Origin of the sequence: Alkalihalophilus pseudofirmus, assembly GCF_029094545.1 — a bacterium.
Lineage (GTDB): Bacteria > Bacillota > Bacilli > Bacillales > Bacillaceae_D > Alkalihalophilus > Alkalihalophilus pseudofirmus.
Genome location: NZ_CP117835.1, coordinates 4,013,330 through 4,026,016, shown reverse-complemented (window position 1 = coordinate 4,026,016; position 12,687 = coordinate 4,013,330). Strand labels below are relative to the sequence as shown.

The window sequence follows — 12,687 nt, the reverse complement described above, 5'->3', positions numbered from 1 at the left end:
TCTTTTCCAAAGCCAAGCTAAATCGTTGTATGGAATTGGTTAATCTATGTATGCTAATAGAAGCAAATAACTGGAGGTGTCTTGCAATGGGTACAGAAGGTGAACGTGTGATACGTGATCATTGGAAGGTGAAATACAATAAGAATGGATATCCGCATGTCCAGCAAGGCTGGGTTCTCCCGCCGGATAAGATGACAGAGTATGATCCTTTTATCTTAATGGCTGATGATTGGTTTAAGCGAGGGACGTTCTCGGATCATCCGCACCGAGGGTTTCAGACGATCACTTATGTTATTGATGGCAGGTTAGAACATACAGATAATAATGGAGGCCATTCAGTGCTTTATGCAGGTGATGTACAGTACATGAATGCTGGGAGCGGGGCGCGCCATGCTGAAGAAGCAGTGGATGATGATCTTATTCACACGCTGCAGCTGTGGCTTAATCTGCCTAAAGCGTTAAAAGGAACGGAATCATCATACCAAAATGTACTGGTTGAAGACGCTCCTAAAGTAGAAATCGACGGTGGTTATCTGCGCATTTATTCAGGAGAAGCAGAAGGGGTTAAAGGGCCGATGGATTCATTAGTGCCGATTAATATGTTTGAGCTTTTTTTAAAAGAAGGAGAGTGCTACTCCCTGAAGCTCCCCCAAAATCACAACGGCCATATTTATATGCTCCAAGGAGAAATGACTTTTGCTGATAAGGTAACACTAGGAAAAACGGAAGCTGGACTGTTATCTTATCAAAAAGAGGCAAGTAATGATGCGTTTGATCATTTGCATATTAAGGCAAATGAGAGATCAAGAATGCTCATTTATACAGGCAAGCCGATTAATGAGACTGTAGTGGCTCGCGGGCCGTTTGTAATGAATACAGAAGATGAAATTCATGAAGCCTTTAATGACTTCAGAATGGGACGATTTGGCCCGTCTTCTCAGTAAATCTCTATAGTTTATCCCTATGCAGCGAGAGATGATGCTCTGAGTGTTTGCATCAACTAAATGATTCTGTCACGATAAAGGCAGGGAAGAACACTGCTCTTATAAAGGAGGCGTACTAATAATGAGGCTAGAAGGTAAGAAAGTCATTCAAATTGTCAGTAAGGATTTTGAAGATCTGGAATTATGGTATCCTGTTCTGCGCTTGCGTGAAGAGGGTGCAGAGGTGCATATTGCCGGTGAAAAAGCCAATGAGACGTATATCGGAAAATACGGGGTGCCGATTGTTTCAGAGTACTCATTTGAAGAAATCAATCCAGAAGAGTATGACGCGATCTTAGTGCCAGGGGGCTGGTCTCCTGACTTATTAAGAAGATTTGATTCCGTGTTGAATATGGTTCGTACGTTAAATGACCAGAACAAGCCGATCGGGCAAATTTGCCATGCTGGCTGGGTTTTGATCTCAGCGAAAATCCTTGAAGGCAAGACGGTGACAAGTACTCCTGGAATTAAAGATGACATGATGAATGCCGGGGCCACTTGGGTTGATAAGCCAGTTGTTGTAGACGGCAACATCGTATCCAGCCGCCGCCCGCCAGACCTCCCCGATTACATGAGAGAATTCATTAAAGTTCTCGAGTCATAATGATCTGCTAAAGAGGGTCAGTGAGAAAGCACCTTTGCCAGGTGCTTTTTTTCTTTACTATTTAATTGAGCTAATTCTACCCCAATTCTCGCCTACATTTTAGAGCAAAACATAACCCAGCGGATGAAATATACGAATTCTCATAGATGGTATAAGGAACTTAAAAAAGACCCATCTTATAGTAGTTGTTGATCTCCGCTGCAGACACACGCTTTCCGCGGGCGGTCCGGGAGCCTCCTCGTCGCATTTTGTACTGCACCCCTATTGTTGGACACCTCAATCAACAATAGGAGGTGCCTTCATCAATGACCACGTTCACCAAGGAATATAAACTTCAAGCGGCTAAACGTTATCTAAATGAAATCATCAGTTATCGAGAACTTGCAAATCAAGTGGGCGTAGATGATTCGACGCTGCGATATTGGGTGATGTTAGTTCGCTATCATGGGGATCAAGCTTTTGCCTTCCCCTATACAAACTACTCAACTGCCTTTAAACTGAAAGTAATTCAATTTATGACCGAAGAGAATTACTCCATTCGAGAGGCATCAGCCATTTTTCATATCCCCGTTCCATGTATGCTTCGCAGATGGAAGAAAAAGTGGGAAACAGCTGGAGAAGATGCCTTTGAACTAAGAGAAAAGGGGCTATCTACAATGACTGTTAATCAGAATAAAAATAAGGGCAACAACTCTTCAAACCCATCGGTAGAAGAGTTGAAAAAAGAGCTGGAATACCTTCGTATGGAGAATGCGTATTTAAAAAAGCTGAAAGCCTTAGTTCAGGAAGAACAATCACCAACAAAATCAAAGCGAAAGTAGTATATGAACTAAGGAACGAATTCCCGGTGAGTCGAATGTTGAAAATAGCCAAGATGCCTAGAAGCACTTACTATAACCTTGTTAAAAAATGGAGCCAGCCAGATCCTGATCGAAAATGGAAAAGAAGAATTGCATTCATTTACCATAAGCACTTTGGTCGATATGGCTATCGTCGTATTACAGACCTCCTTCAGGAAAAGGGATATGCGATTAACAAAAAGAAAGTGCTTCGAATGATGAGAGACCTAGGGCTTAAATGCCTTGTACGAATGAAAAAATACAAATCATATAAAGGAGAAGTTGGAAAAGCAGCTCCAAACATCCTAAACCGTAACTTTAGAGCCGAGAAGCCTAATCAAAAGTGGGTGACAGACATTACGGAATTTAAATTGTTTGGACAGAAGCTCTATCTGTCTCCACTATTTGACCTGTTTAACGGCGAACTGATAACCTATACGCTCCAATCAAGACCAACGTATGATTTGGTCGATACGATGTTGGACCAAGGGTTAAAGCACCTAAATAAAGGCGATGATCTCTTGATTCATTCTGATCAAGGTTGGCACTATCGAATGGCCCCTTACGTAAGGAAACTGAAAGAACATAACATCACACAAAGTATGTCTCGAAAAGGCAACTGTCACGATAATTCTGTCATGGAAAACTTTTTTGGAATCCTGAAATCGGAGTTCCTTTATTTAAACGAATTTGATAGTATTGAACACTTCAAAGAAGAGTTAGAACAATACATCTATTACTACAACCATGTGAGAATTAAATCAAGATTGAACCGGAAAAGTCCAGTAGCTTATCGACTCAGTACCCAAAAAGCTGCTTAAAAAAGTGTCCAACTTTATGGGTCCAGTGCAATTTGTCCTGTGGGGTCTCCCTGGTCACGCACATCCCGCTGGAGTCGGTGTCTTCCGCTCCAATCAACGGAGGGGGGATGTTGTGAAATTGCTCCCTCATAATAAGCAGCAGTTCAATGACATTAGTAAACGAGGTCGCGGATTTCAGCTTTTATAACTTGAACTGAACAATAACTAAAACACTCCATTTATTAATCACTCAAAGCAGTAACCCAGCGGATGAAATATACGGAGACTTCTGCGGTTACTAGAGCAGGAGTGAGATCCCACAGGGCTTTAGTCCGAGGAAGCTCACTGGCTCCCCGCGAAAAGCGAAGTATATTTCAGGAGCGGTATACATAGACCGCATTAATATTTTTGTGCCAACATCATAGTTTATTTTAAAGATATTAACTGCCCATATGATTAACTATCGATTGGGGTGTACAGGAAGTTCCTTATACCTATCTTCCTTACCTATTAACTATGTATGTAATTTTGTACTAATTTATGGTATTTTAAGTAGTAGGTAAGACCTGATTAGGCAGAGTGGGTGAGGAACGTATGGGAGTAGAGACGGATATTAAGTCCTTTATAAAGAAACGAAATCGATTAATGATCATTGTATTGTGGCTCTCATATGCGTTGACGATGGCCGTCTTCATATTTGATCCAGTCTATTCATCTAAATGGCCTCCAGTCGGCTTTTCTTTATTAGTTGGATTAATGATTATTAGAAAGCTGCTTAAAAATGAATATTGGATGATGTATATTATCTCCTTTACGATGTTCTTCTACTTATTTGTACTGAATGTCGAGTTTCCGTATTTAGTAAACTATATTTATATCTTGCTTGGAATTATTATTACATCCCTATACCAGCATTACGGCGTAACGATCTTCTCAGGTGTACTGGCGATCTTTTCGTTAACATACTTTTTTTATTTTTCGTTTGAAGAGATATTTACTACCGTTGAGCCCGTTGATATTGCTTATATTATCGCCTTGTCGATCATTATTATGATGTTCTTTTTATTTCATATTAAATTTACAAAAAGCTTATGGGTGAAGGCTAGGTTAGGAGAGAAGCAGGCGAAGGAGAAGCTTGCGTCGACTGAGAATTATCTGGATGCTTTCTTTACACAAACGAGTGAGGCTATTGTTGTTTATGATTCAAATGGAAAGATTATAAACGTAAACGAGGCATTTAGTTCTTTATACGGGTGGGAGTATGAGGAGCTGGTTGGTTATCATATTAATGAGTTTATTCCGCCGCAATGGGAAGCAACCTCTGAGCTTGAGATGATACATAAATCTAGGGAAGGCAAGCCATTATCAGTAGCCATTGCCATTTCCTATATTAAAGATACAAACGGAAAAATTGTCGCTTATTTAATGATGATCTGGGATATTTCTGAACGTAAGCGCACAGAAGCTCAGTTAAGACAATCTGAGAAGCTGAAGGTAGTCGGAGAACTAGCAGCTGGCATTGCTCATGAGATCCGTAATCCAATTACAGTGTTGTCAGGATTTACACAGTTAATGGAAAACTCTCATCATAAAGAGATGATGCAGGCTGAATTGAAGCGGATGGATGGAATTGTCGAGGAGTTATTAATTCTTGCAAAACCTCGTGCAGCAGAGCTGGCACCTATTTCTATTAAAGAATTGATCGAAGAAGTGATCTTGTTATTTGAATCAATTTGTATGAATCAAAAGATTAATGTGAACTGGAATAATAATCATACCCCTCTTATCTACGGAGATTATAATCGATTAAAGCAAGTGCTGATTAATGTGTTTAAAAATGCGATTGAAGCGATAGAATATAAAGGATGCATTGAGATTACATTATCCACTATTAAAGATCAGGTATGTATTCATATTGAAAATGACGGTCCTCCGATCCCTAGTGAGATGCTATGTGAAATTGGTTCTCCTTTTTATACAACAAAGGAAACAGGAACTGGGCTTGGGTTGATGATCTCATCCTCAATTATGAAAGAGCATGAAGGTTCTCTTTCAATTAAAAATCGGGAAGAATCCGGAGTTGTCGTCACCCTTACTCTCCCTAGGCATAACGGGGAACGTATGTAATTTCCATATAGAGACACAGCATTAAGGATTGTCAAGTACTTTGGCAATCCTTATAATGGGTTATAGTGTGTCTTTTTAGGGCACGATGGTTGAGGGTGTTCTCTAGATATGGGACAATGAAGAGATGCAACATTGTGTATACACTGGCTTATAATAGATGTCACTTAGACTTTGGGAAATATATAAATTGAAATGAGGGTTTTACATGCATAAAGAATCCATTTACGGTTTAACGATGGATCAGTTGACTGAATGGCTGATGGAGCGTGGACATAAGAAATTCCGTGCGACTCAAGTTTGGGACTGGTTATATAGAAAACGTGTGAAAAGCTTTGATGAGATGAATAATGTAAATAAAGACTGTCTAGAGCTTTTAAGAGAGAATTTTGTAATTTCTACTTTAACAGAGCATGTGAAACAGGAATCTAGTGACGGTACCATTAAATTCCTCTTCAAACTGTATGACGGCAACTTAATTGAAACAGTCTTAATGAAGCATAAATACGGTTTGTCTGTTTGTGTTACGACTCAAGTAGGCTGTAATATCGGCTGCAGTTTCTGTGCGAGCGGCCTGTTAAAGAAAAGCCGTGATCTATCGAGCGGTGAAATCGTTGAACAGATTATGAATGTTCAGCATCACTTAGATAGTGTTGGGAAAGACGAGAGAGTCAGTCACATTGTTGTGATGGGGATTGGTGAGCCATTTGATAACTTTGACAATATGGTTGATTTCCTTGAAGTAGTGAAAGACCATAAAGGACTTGCTATCGGAGCTCGTCATATTACTGTATCTACAAGTGGATTAGCAGATAAGATCTATGAGTTTGCAGACCTTAAGCTGCAAGTAAACTTAGCGATCTCACTTCATGCTCCTAATAACGAGCTGCGAACGAAGATTATGAAGATCAACAAAGCGATTCCGATTGAAAAGCTGATGAAAGCTATTGATTATTATCTTGAGAAAACAAATCGTAAAATTACGATTGAGTATATCTTGTTAAAAGGCGTCAATGATCAACGAGAGCATGCAAAAGAGCTTGCAGAAATGTTCAAAGATAAACGTCATTTAACGTATGTCAATTTAATTCCGTACAACCCAGTTGATGAGCATGGTCAGTATCAACGAAGCATTAAAGAAGATATTTTAGGCTTCTATGATGAACTAAAGAAAAATGGCATTAACTGTGGTGTTCGTCTTGAGCACGGAACAGATATTGATGCAGCATGTGGCCAGCTAAGAAGTAAACAAATTAAAAAAGACAAATCAAAATCCAAAGTTAAAGCATAATTACATGCTTAATCAACGTGATTAGATTTATTGCGAACCTGTTTAGACAGGTTCGCTTTTTTGTGTTTATCACAAGGCAAGGTAAAAACTATCTATATGTAAGAATTTAAATAACTATTTTCTATGTCATCCTTGTGACTTAAGGACCATCTATTAGACTGGCACCATTGCTTCAAAATATATCAAAACAAGAGATGAAAGGTTAATAAAATGTCGCTAAAACCAGTACCTGTATGATTTCCTGATGGCTAAAGTTGTAAAACTAACCCGGTTTCTAATGAAAATACTGGTAATTAATTTAAACAATACTAAAGACTCGTTTTAATCATTATTTTCTAAGGAATAGACTCGTAGCCGACAGAATTTGGTTGTTCTTCGTTTGGTAATGATCAAGCCTATGATTAAGCGCAAGAAACAATCCATAAAGGAGTGAGCTAGATGAGTATTCAAAAAAGTACGGATAGTTCAAGTCTGGCAGAAGTGATTGACAGAATCTTAGATAAAGGAATTGTTATTGATGCCTTTGTCAGAGTCTCATTAGTTGGAATTGAAATTTTAACGGTTGAAGCGAGGGTTGTGATAGCTAGTGTGGACACTTGGCTGCGTTATGCAGAAGCAGTAGGGCTATTGCGTGATGAAGTGGAGGAAGAAGGCCTGCCCGAGAGAGGTCAGAATACACAGCCGCAATTTAGTTTCTAAAGGTATATAAAGATACAATTTATTACATTTATAAGAAAAGAGGTTGAAAGGATATGACAACAAAAGAAGAGAGCAAACAAAGCACAGAGAAAAACAACCAAACGAATTCTATGAACCTAGCGTTGATCGGCGGGGTAGTCGGAGCAGGAATTGGTTTGTTATCAAGTCCTGGTACAAGCAAGAAGGTAATGAAAAGTTTAAGTGAGTCTGAAGTTATGAGGTCGGCAGGAAAAGAATTAAAAAGAACAGCCCAAGAAATTTTAACGGAGCAAGCAATTAACAGCTTTAGACAAACGGCATCCGGGTATATGAACGGCGGAGGATTTTTACCGAAGAAAAAAAATGAAGAGCAAGATGAAGAACAGGACCAAGACCAAGACGAACAACAAAATAAGAGTAAGGAAGAAGACTCTTCACAAGAGCAGTCGTCTTCTGAATACGACGAAATAAAAGAAGAAAATAAACAATTAAACGATCGTTTAGAAAAAATTGAAGAAATGCTCAACAACTTAGTAGAGTCTAAGAAATAGCGTTCATGGATTCAGAGTAGAGGAGGAGGAATTCGATGGGCACATTTAAAAAAGCTGCCGGCAAAGCGGCTAAAAAAATAGTCGAATATACTCCAGAACCAATCAAAGATGAAATAAAAGAAACGGTCAAAGACAAAGCAAAGGAAAAGTTTGTTGAAAATGTCCAAGATAAGGCTGATGATGCGACTGATAAGCTTGAAGATGCGAAAGACGAGGGCGCAGAGAAGCTGCACGATAAGGCAGAAGAAGGTAAAGAGAAAGCACAAGATGCCTTACTGAAAGTGAAAGATAAGATAGGCAATGTAGTAGAAGCCGGGGAAGACTTTCAGGAAAAAATCAAATCAAATCAGAATGATAAAGATGACAAAAGAATAAAAGGTGTCAGCCAGATTAAAGGAGTTTCAAGCATCAAAAGTTATAAAGATGTGAAGAGCTCAAAGGATATCAAATCTTCAAATGATATTAAGACAATGGGTTCTTAATTCGGAAAGGGGAAAGAAGAATGGCTGTTCAAAAAAGTACCGATAGTTCAAGTTTAGCAGAGGTAATTGACCGGATTTTAGATAAAGGGATTGTTATTGATGCTTTTGTGAGAGTTTCGGTAGTAGGGATTGAAATTTTAACAGTTGAGGCACGTGTCGTTATTGCAAGTGTGGATACTTGGTTACGTTATGCAGAAGCAGTAGGTCTCCTTCGTGATGAGGTAGAAGAGGAAGGGCTGCCAGAGCAGTCAAATGAACGAAATGCTGCATTTAGTATTTAAATGGCATTGTCGGCCGGCTTAAGTCGGCTGCACATTGCCTGATAAGCAGGAGGGCACTATGGGAATAAAAGAAATCATGAATAATGTTGCTGGCTTCTTCAATGAACACGTTGCGCCTCTTCATAAAATAACGGCAGTTGAAGAAGCGGAGAATGGCGGCTGGCACTTAATTGTTGAAGTCATTGAAGAAAAGGAATATATGAAAAAGTATGCAAAAGACGAAATGATCGGTGTATACGATGTAGCTCTAAATGAGGATAAGGAAGTGACTTCTTTTAGAAGGCGTGAGGTGCGTTACAGAAGTGCCATAGATCAATGAAAGAATAGTAATGAGTAGGAGGGATGCCTAGTGACTGTATTAAAAGATAAGGTCAAAACAAAAACTGAAGCTCTAATCCAAGATGAAGACACAAAACAGCTGCTAACTCGCTCCTTGCGTTATTTAAAAGCAGGCTACCCTATTCATTACACAGGTCCAACAGGGGCCGGGAAGACATCTCTGGCACTCGCCCTTGCTAAGAAGAGGAGACGTCCGGTTATGCTGATTCATGGGAATCATGAGTTAGATAATAAAGATTTAATTGGTGGTTTTACAGGCTATACAAGTAAGAAGATCGTTGATAACTATATACGCTCTGTTTACAAAAAGGACGAAAGTGTCCAAGAAACCTGGAGAGATGGACGGCTGCTTGAAGCGGTTAAACATGGTTATACGCTTGTTTACGATGAATTCACAAGATCTAAGCCTACAACTAATAATCTATTTTTATCCATTCTTGAAGAGAAGATCTTGCCCCTGTACGGTTCAAAGAAAACCGAACCGTTTGTTCCTGTTCATCCTGATTTTAGAGTCATTTTCACAAGTAATCCAGAAGAATATGCCGGAGTGTTTAAAACCCAGGATGCTTTATTAGATCGCTTAATATCGATTGTTGTGGATTATAAAGATCAAGACTATGAAGCGAATATTGCAGCGGGTAAATATGGACTTGAAGAGAGTCAGGCAAAGAAGATTACGACTCTTGTCTCGAGGTTAAGAGATGAGTGTTCAGGTGAGAACGGACCAAGTTTAAGAGCTTCACTCATGATTGCGAAACTGGTCGTAGAAGAGGGCATAGCCATTGATGGAGAAAATGAGGAGTTCAAGCAGTTATGTTTAGACATCCTAAGTCATCAACTAAGCCGCTGTATTGAAACAGAGCAACCAATCAAAGCAGCAGAAGAACTAATAGTGAAAGCACTAAAACAAATGAATGTCTCTAATTAAGGTCAGGAGATAGAAATAGCATAAATAAAGGGGTTTTTAAGAATGAGTCAAGAGACAAAAATGGGTACGTATATATTTTGCGGGATAGAGACGGATGTAGATGATGATTTTGGAGAAGTAGAAATTGAAGGCGAGAAGCGAAAACTTTTTACAGTGCGTTATAAAAATGCCGCGATGGTAGCAGCAGATGTTCCAATGAAGATCTATCACCCAAACAAAGAGAATCTGATGATGCATCAACACGTTGTTTCAGTCGTAATGGACAAAAAAGACACAGTTATTCCTGTTAGTTTTGGTAATGTATTTCAGTCATCAGAAGACGTGGGAGTATTACTTGAGAATTTATATCCCCAATTTACAAAGCTGTTTCCAGAAATAAAAGGAAAAATTGAAGTCGGATTAAAGGTGATTGCTAAAAAAGAATGGCTAGAAGCTAAAGTGAAGGAAAATACAAATTTAGAGAAGATGGCGCATTCTGTTAAAGGGAAATCTGAAGCAGCAAGTTATTATGAACGGATTAAAATTGGAGATGCCGCTCAACAATTTATGAAGACCTTGCAAAACGAAGTGAAGGAAAAGGTCTATGAGCCATTAGAAAAGGCGGGAGTGGCTGCAAAAGCCAATGATCCGATAGGAGAAACGATGCTGTTAAACGCCTCTTTTCTCGTCGACCGAGACAAAGAAGAAGAGTTTGATCAAAAGGTTAATGAGGCTCATGAAAAGTGGAATGACAAAGTGGAATTTAATTACACAGGTCCATGGCCAGCCTATAATTTTGTGAATATTAGATTGAAAGTAGAAGAAAGCTGATGATTCATAAGCTGGTAACGGCCCCCATTAACCTTGTCATCAAAATTGGTGAAAAAGTGAAAGAAGAAGCAGATAAAGAGCTTTATGATCTGCCGACGATTCAACAAAAACTGATCCAGCTCCAAATGATGTATGAACTTGGCGAAATTCCTGAGGAAGCTTATAAAGCAAAGGAAGAAGAGCTGCTTACTCGATATGAAGTGGCTAAACAGCTTGAGATTGAACAGTGGGAGCAGATGGCTCAGCGAAGAGAGAAGGAGTAGGAAAGATGGAACAATTAATTTATTTATACGGGCTCATTCCAACACCTGAATTAAGCAGCGAGCCGCTTCCATCAATGAAAGGGTTTGATCAAGAGGGTGAGCTTTATCCCATCCAAATAGGGCAGCACAGTGCTGTTGTTTGCAAATTAGATGGTAGTGAGTATTCAGAAGAGAAGATCAAAGAACGTGTTGATCAAGATATGGAGTGGCTTCAGGAAAAAGCCTTCCATCACCATGAGACCGTGATGCAGCTAGCTAAAAGCTATACGACAATTCCGCTTAAATTTTGTACGTTGTATAAATCAGAAGAGAGTTTAATGAAAACCATTGAAGATCACGAGATAAAACTTGCTGAAACGTTCAGCTCTCTTAAAGGCAACGAAGAGTGGAATGTTAAGATCTATTGCGATGATCAGCTGCTTCATAAAGAAGTAGCAAAGAATAACCCTGCAGTGGAAGCTAGAAAAGAAGAGATTAAAGAGTTACCGAGAGGCAAGCAGTTTTTTGAGAATAAGAAACTAGATAAAGTCATCGCAGAGGAAGCAGAAGCTGAGAAAGAACGTGTCGGTGAAGAGGTCCATAATCATCTGCTCGGTTATGTTTTGCAAGGTACAGTGAAAAGAAACTGGAACAAGGATGTAACCGGAAAGAAAGAGAACATGACATGGAATGGAGTATATCTCATTCCTAAAGAAAAGGTAGAAACGTTCTTAGAACAAATTCAAGACTATGAAAAGAAAATGGGAGAAAAGGGATGGCAGTTTGTCGCATCCGGTCCGTGGCCAGCCTACCACTTTTCCCAGTTTTCATAAGTGAGGAATCAATATGTCTCTAAGAGAATCAATTGAGGACAAAGATATCGCATTGATTGATATTTTAGATGTAATTCTTGATAAGGGAGTGGCGATTAAAGCTGATTTAGTGATCTCTATTGCGGGGGTAGATCTAGTTTATCTAGATTTAAGAGTTTTAATTGCCTCTGTAGAATCTCTCGTTCAGGCACAACAGAATACTCCTGTTTCATCAGAAAACTTTGATTTACAAAGGGAGGAGTTAATGGATGCAACCGGCCAGCCGAACAAATGGAAGAATTAATTTAGATCCTGATAAAGCTGAACATGGCTTAGCACAGCTAGTTCTTACCGTTATCGAGCTCTTGCGGCAGATTGTTGAGCGGCATGCAATGCGGCGTGTTGAAGGTGGTACGTTAACGGATGAACAAATTGAAAATTTAGGTGAAGCTTTAATGAATCTAGAAGAGAAAATGGAAGAGTTAAAAAGTATATTTGGCCTTGATGCCGATGACTTAAACATTGACCTCGGTCCCCTAGGAAGTTTGCTTTAACTAGATTAGTAAGGAGGACTTGATTATGGCAGTCGAACACTCGATGCAGTCAAGCACGATTGTAGATGTGTTAGAGAAAATATTAGATAAAGGCGTTGTTATTGCAGGTGATATCACAGTTGGTATTGCTGATGTGGAGCTATTAACGATTAAAATCCGTTTAATTGTAGCCTCAGTTGATAAAGCAAAAGAAATTGGTATGGACTGGTGGGAAACAGACCCTTACTTAAGTTCAAAAGCCTCAAATAACAGCACAAAAGCTTTAGAAGAAGAAAATGAGAAGTTAAAAGAGAGATTAGAGTCTCTTGAAAATAAATTAAATACAAACCGTTTAGACCAGACGGAGTTTAATTATTAATAGGAGGTTTT

The 12,687-nt window shown here is 39.2% G+C and carries 17 protein-coding genes; all 17 read left to right on the top strand.

Translation table 11 applies throughout. The annotated features are described in order from the left end of the window. Window positions 1–86 precede the first annotated feature (86 nt). The gene (locus PQ478_RS20930) at window positions 87–944 is read left to right on the top strand and encodes a pirin family protein (RefSeq protein ID WP_289235471.1); all 858 of its coding nucleotides are present in this window, start codon (window positions 87–89) and stop codon (window positions 942–944) included. 121 nt (window positions 945–1,065) lie between these two features. Next, window positions 1,066–1,587, top strand: a complete 522-nt coding sequence (locus PQ478_RS20925; protein ID WP_012960871.1) for a type 1 glutamine amidotransferase domain-containing protein — start codon at window positions 1,066–1,068, stop codon at window positions 1,585–1,587. 305 nt (window positions 1,588–1,892) lie between these two features. After that, window positions 1,893–3,247 (top strand): IS3 family transposase gene (locus PQ478_RS20920; RefSeq protein ID WP_435521062.1). Its coding sequence is split into 2 segments (ribosomal slippage): window positions 1,893–2,361 and window positions 2,361–3,247, totalling 1,356 coding nucleotides; the frame shifts between segments, so codons are not numbered across the junction. A 573-nt stretch (window positions 3,248–3,820) separates the two neighbouring features. Beyond that, a complete protein-coding gene (locus PQ478_RS20915; RefSeq protein WP_289235470.1) occupies window positions 3,821–5,353 on the top strand; it encodes an ATP-binding protein in 1,533 nt (510 codons plus the stop codon). Window positions 5,354–5,558: 205 nt separating this feature from the next. Beyond that, a complete protein-coding gene (gene rlmN / locus PQ478_RS20910; RefSeq protein WP_289235469.1) occupies window positions 5,559–6,641 on the top strand; it encodes a dual-specificity RNA methyltransferase RlmN in 1,083 nt (360 codons plus the stop codon). A 438-nt stretch (window positions 6,642–7,079) separates the two neighbouring features. Next, window positions 7,080–7,340 carry a gas vesicle structural protein GvpA gene (gene gvpA / locus PQ478_RS20905; protein ID WP_012960867.1) on the top strand — a complete coding sequence of 87 codons (261 nt, stop codon included), beginning with the start codon at window positions 7,080–7,082 and terminating at the stop codon, window positions 7,338–7,340. 53 nt (window positions 7,341–7,393) lie between these two features. Next, window positions 7,394–7,870 (top strand): GvpT/GvpP family gas vesicle accessory protein, encoded by a 477-nt coding sequence (gvpT, locus tag PQ478_RS20900; RefSeq protein ID WP_289235468.1) that lies wholly within the window; start codon window positions 7,394–7,396, stop codon window positions 7,868–7,870. A gap of 35 nt (window positions 7,871–7,905) precedes the next feature. Beyond that, window positions 7,906–8,352 carry a gas vesicle protein GvpQ gene (gene gvpQ / locus PQ478_RS20895; protein ID WP_012960865.1) on the top strand — a complete coding sequence of 149 codons (447 nt, stop codon included), beginning with the start codon at window positions 7,906–7,908 and terminating at the stop codon, window positions 8,350–8,352. Between the two features lie 20 nt (window positions 8,353–8,372). Then, complete coding sequence (gene gvpJ / locus PQ478_RS20890) at window positions 8,373–8,633, top strand: gas vesicle protein GvpJ (protein WP_289235467.1); 261 nt, start codon at window positions 8,373–8,375, stop codon at window positions 8,631–8,633. A 58-nt stretch (window positions 8,634–8,691) separates the two neighbouring features. Beyond that, window positions 8,692–8,952: a gas vesicle protein GvpO gene (gvpO, locus tag PQ478_RS20885; protein ID WP_289235466.1), complete on the top strand. Its 261-nt coding sequence runs from the start codon at window positions 8,692–8,694 to the stop codon at window positions 8,950–8,952. A 30-nt stretch (window positions 8,953–8,982) separates the two neighbouring features. Then, window positions 8,983–9,900: a gas vesicle protein GvpN gene (gene gvpN / locus PQ478_RS20880; RefSeq protein ID WP_289235465.1), complete on the top strand. Its 918-nt coding sequence runs from the start codon at window positions 8,983–8,985 to the stop codon at window positions 9,898–9,900. 42 nt (window positions 9,901–9,942) lie between these two features. After that, the gene (locus PQ478_RS20875; RefSeq protein ID WP_075681672.1) at window positions 9,943–10,710 is read left to right on the top strand and encodes a GvpL/GvpF family gas vesicle protein; all 768 of its coding nucleotides are present in this window, start codon (window positions 9,943–9,945) and stop codon (window positions 10,708–10,710) included. After that, complete coding sequence (locus PQ478_RS20870; RefSeq protein WP_012960860.1) at window positions 10,710–10,973, top strand: gas vesicle protein GvpG; 264 nt, start codon at window positions 10,710–10,712, stop codon at window positions 10,971–10,973. The genes PQ478_RS20875 and PQ478_RS20870 overlap by 1 nt, the downstream gene beginning before the upstream one ends. Before the next feature lie 5 nt (window positions 10,974–10,978). Then, window positions 10,979–11,785: a GvpL/GvpF family gas vesicle protein gene (locus tag PQ478_RS20865; RefSeq protein WP_289235464.1), complete on the top strand. Its 807-nt coding sequence runs from the start codon at window positions 10,979–10,981 to the stop codon at window positions 11,783–11,785. Between the two features lie 13 nt (window positions 11,786–11,798). Next, entirely contained in the window at window positions 11,799–12,068 is a 270-nt protein-coding gene (locus tag PQ478_RS20860; protein ID WP_075681676.1) for a gas vesicle protein, read from the top strand. Continuing rightward, window positions 12,034–12,318, top strand: coding sequence for a gas vesicle protein K (locus PQ478_RS20855; protein ID WP_012960857.1), 285 nt, complete (start codon window positions 12,034–12,036; stop codon window positions 12,316–12,318). Before PQ478_RS20860 ends, PQ478_RS20855 begins: the two co-directional genes overlap by 35 nt. 25 nt (window positions 12,319–12,343) lie before the next feature. Further along, entirely contained in the window at window positions 12,344–12,676 is a 333-nt protein-coding gene (locus tag PQ478_RS20850; protein ID WP_012960856.1) for a gas vesicle protein, read from the top strand. Window positions 12,677–12,687: the final 11 nt, after the last annotated feature.

What these genes read in the sequence shown, in the direction of transcription:
- PQ478_RS20930 (WP_289235471.1), top strand. Translation starts at nt 87, where the DNA reads ATGGGTACAGAAGGTGAACGTGTGATACGTGATCATTGGAAGGTGAAA.
- PQ478_RS20925 (WP_012960871.1), top strand. Translation starts at nt 1,066, where the DNA reads ATGAGGCTAGAAGGTAAGAAAGTCATTCAAATTGTCAGTAAGGATTTT.
- PQ478_RS20915 (WP_289235470.1), top strand. Translation starts at nt 3,821, where the DNA reads ATGGGAGTAGAGACGGATATTAAGTCCTTTATAAAGAAACGAAATCGA.
- rlmN (WP_289235469.1), top strand. Translation starts at nt 5,559, where the DNA reads ATGCATAAAGAATCCATTTACGGTTTAACGATGGATCAGTTGACTGAA.
- gvpA (WP_012960867.1), top strand. Translation starts at nt 7,080, where the DNA reads ATGAGTATTCAAAAAAGTACGGATAGTTCAAGTCTGGCAGAAGTGATT.
- gvpT (WP_289235468.1), top strand. Translation starts at nt 7,394, where the DNA reads ATGACAACAAAAGAAGAGAGCAAACAAAGCACAGAGAAAAACAACCAA.
- gvpQ (WP_012960865.1), top strand. Translation starts at nt 7,906, where the DNA reads ATGGGCACATTTAAAAAAGCTGCCGGCAAAGCGGCTAAAAAAATAGTC.
- gvpJ (WP_289235467.1), top strand. Translation starts at nt 8,373, where the DNA reads ATGGCTGTTCAAAAAAGTACCGATAGTTCAAGTTTAGCAGAGGTAATT.
- gvpO (WP_289235466.1), top strand. Translation starts at nt 8,692, where the DNA reads ATGGGAATAAAAGAAATCATGAATAATGTTGCTGGCTTCTTCAATGAA.
- PQ478_RS20875 (WP_075681672.1), top strand. Translation starts at nt 9,943, where the DNA reads ATGAGTCAAGAGACAAAAATGGGTACGTATATATTTTGCGGGATAGAG.
- PQ478_RS20870 (WP_012960860.1), top strand. Translation starts at nt 10,710, where the DNA reads ATGATTCATAAGCTGGTAACGGCCCCCATTAACCTTGTCATCAAAATT.
- PQ478_RS20865 (WP_289235464.1), top strand. Translation starts at nt 10,979, where the DNA reads ATGGAACAATTAATTTATTTATACGGGCTCATTCCAACACCTGAATTA.
- PQ478_RS20860 (WP_075681676.1), top strand. Translation starts at nt 11,799, where the DNA reads ATGTCTCTAAGAGAATCAATTGAGGACAAAGATATCGCATTGATTGAT.
- PQ478_RS20855 (WP_012960857.1), top strand. Translation starts at nt 12,034, where the DNA reads ATGCAACCGGCCAGCCGAACAAATGGAAGAATTAATTTAGATCCTGAT.
- PQ478_RS20850 (WP_012960856.1), top strand. Translation starts at nt 12,344, where the DNA reads ATGGCAGTCGAACACTCGATGCAGTCAAGCACGATTGTAGATGTGTTA.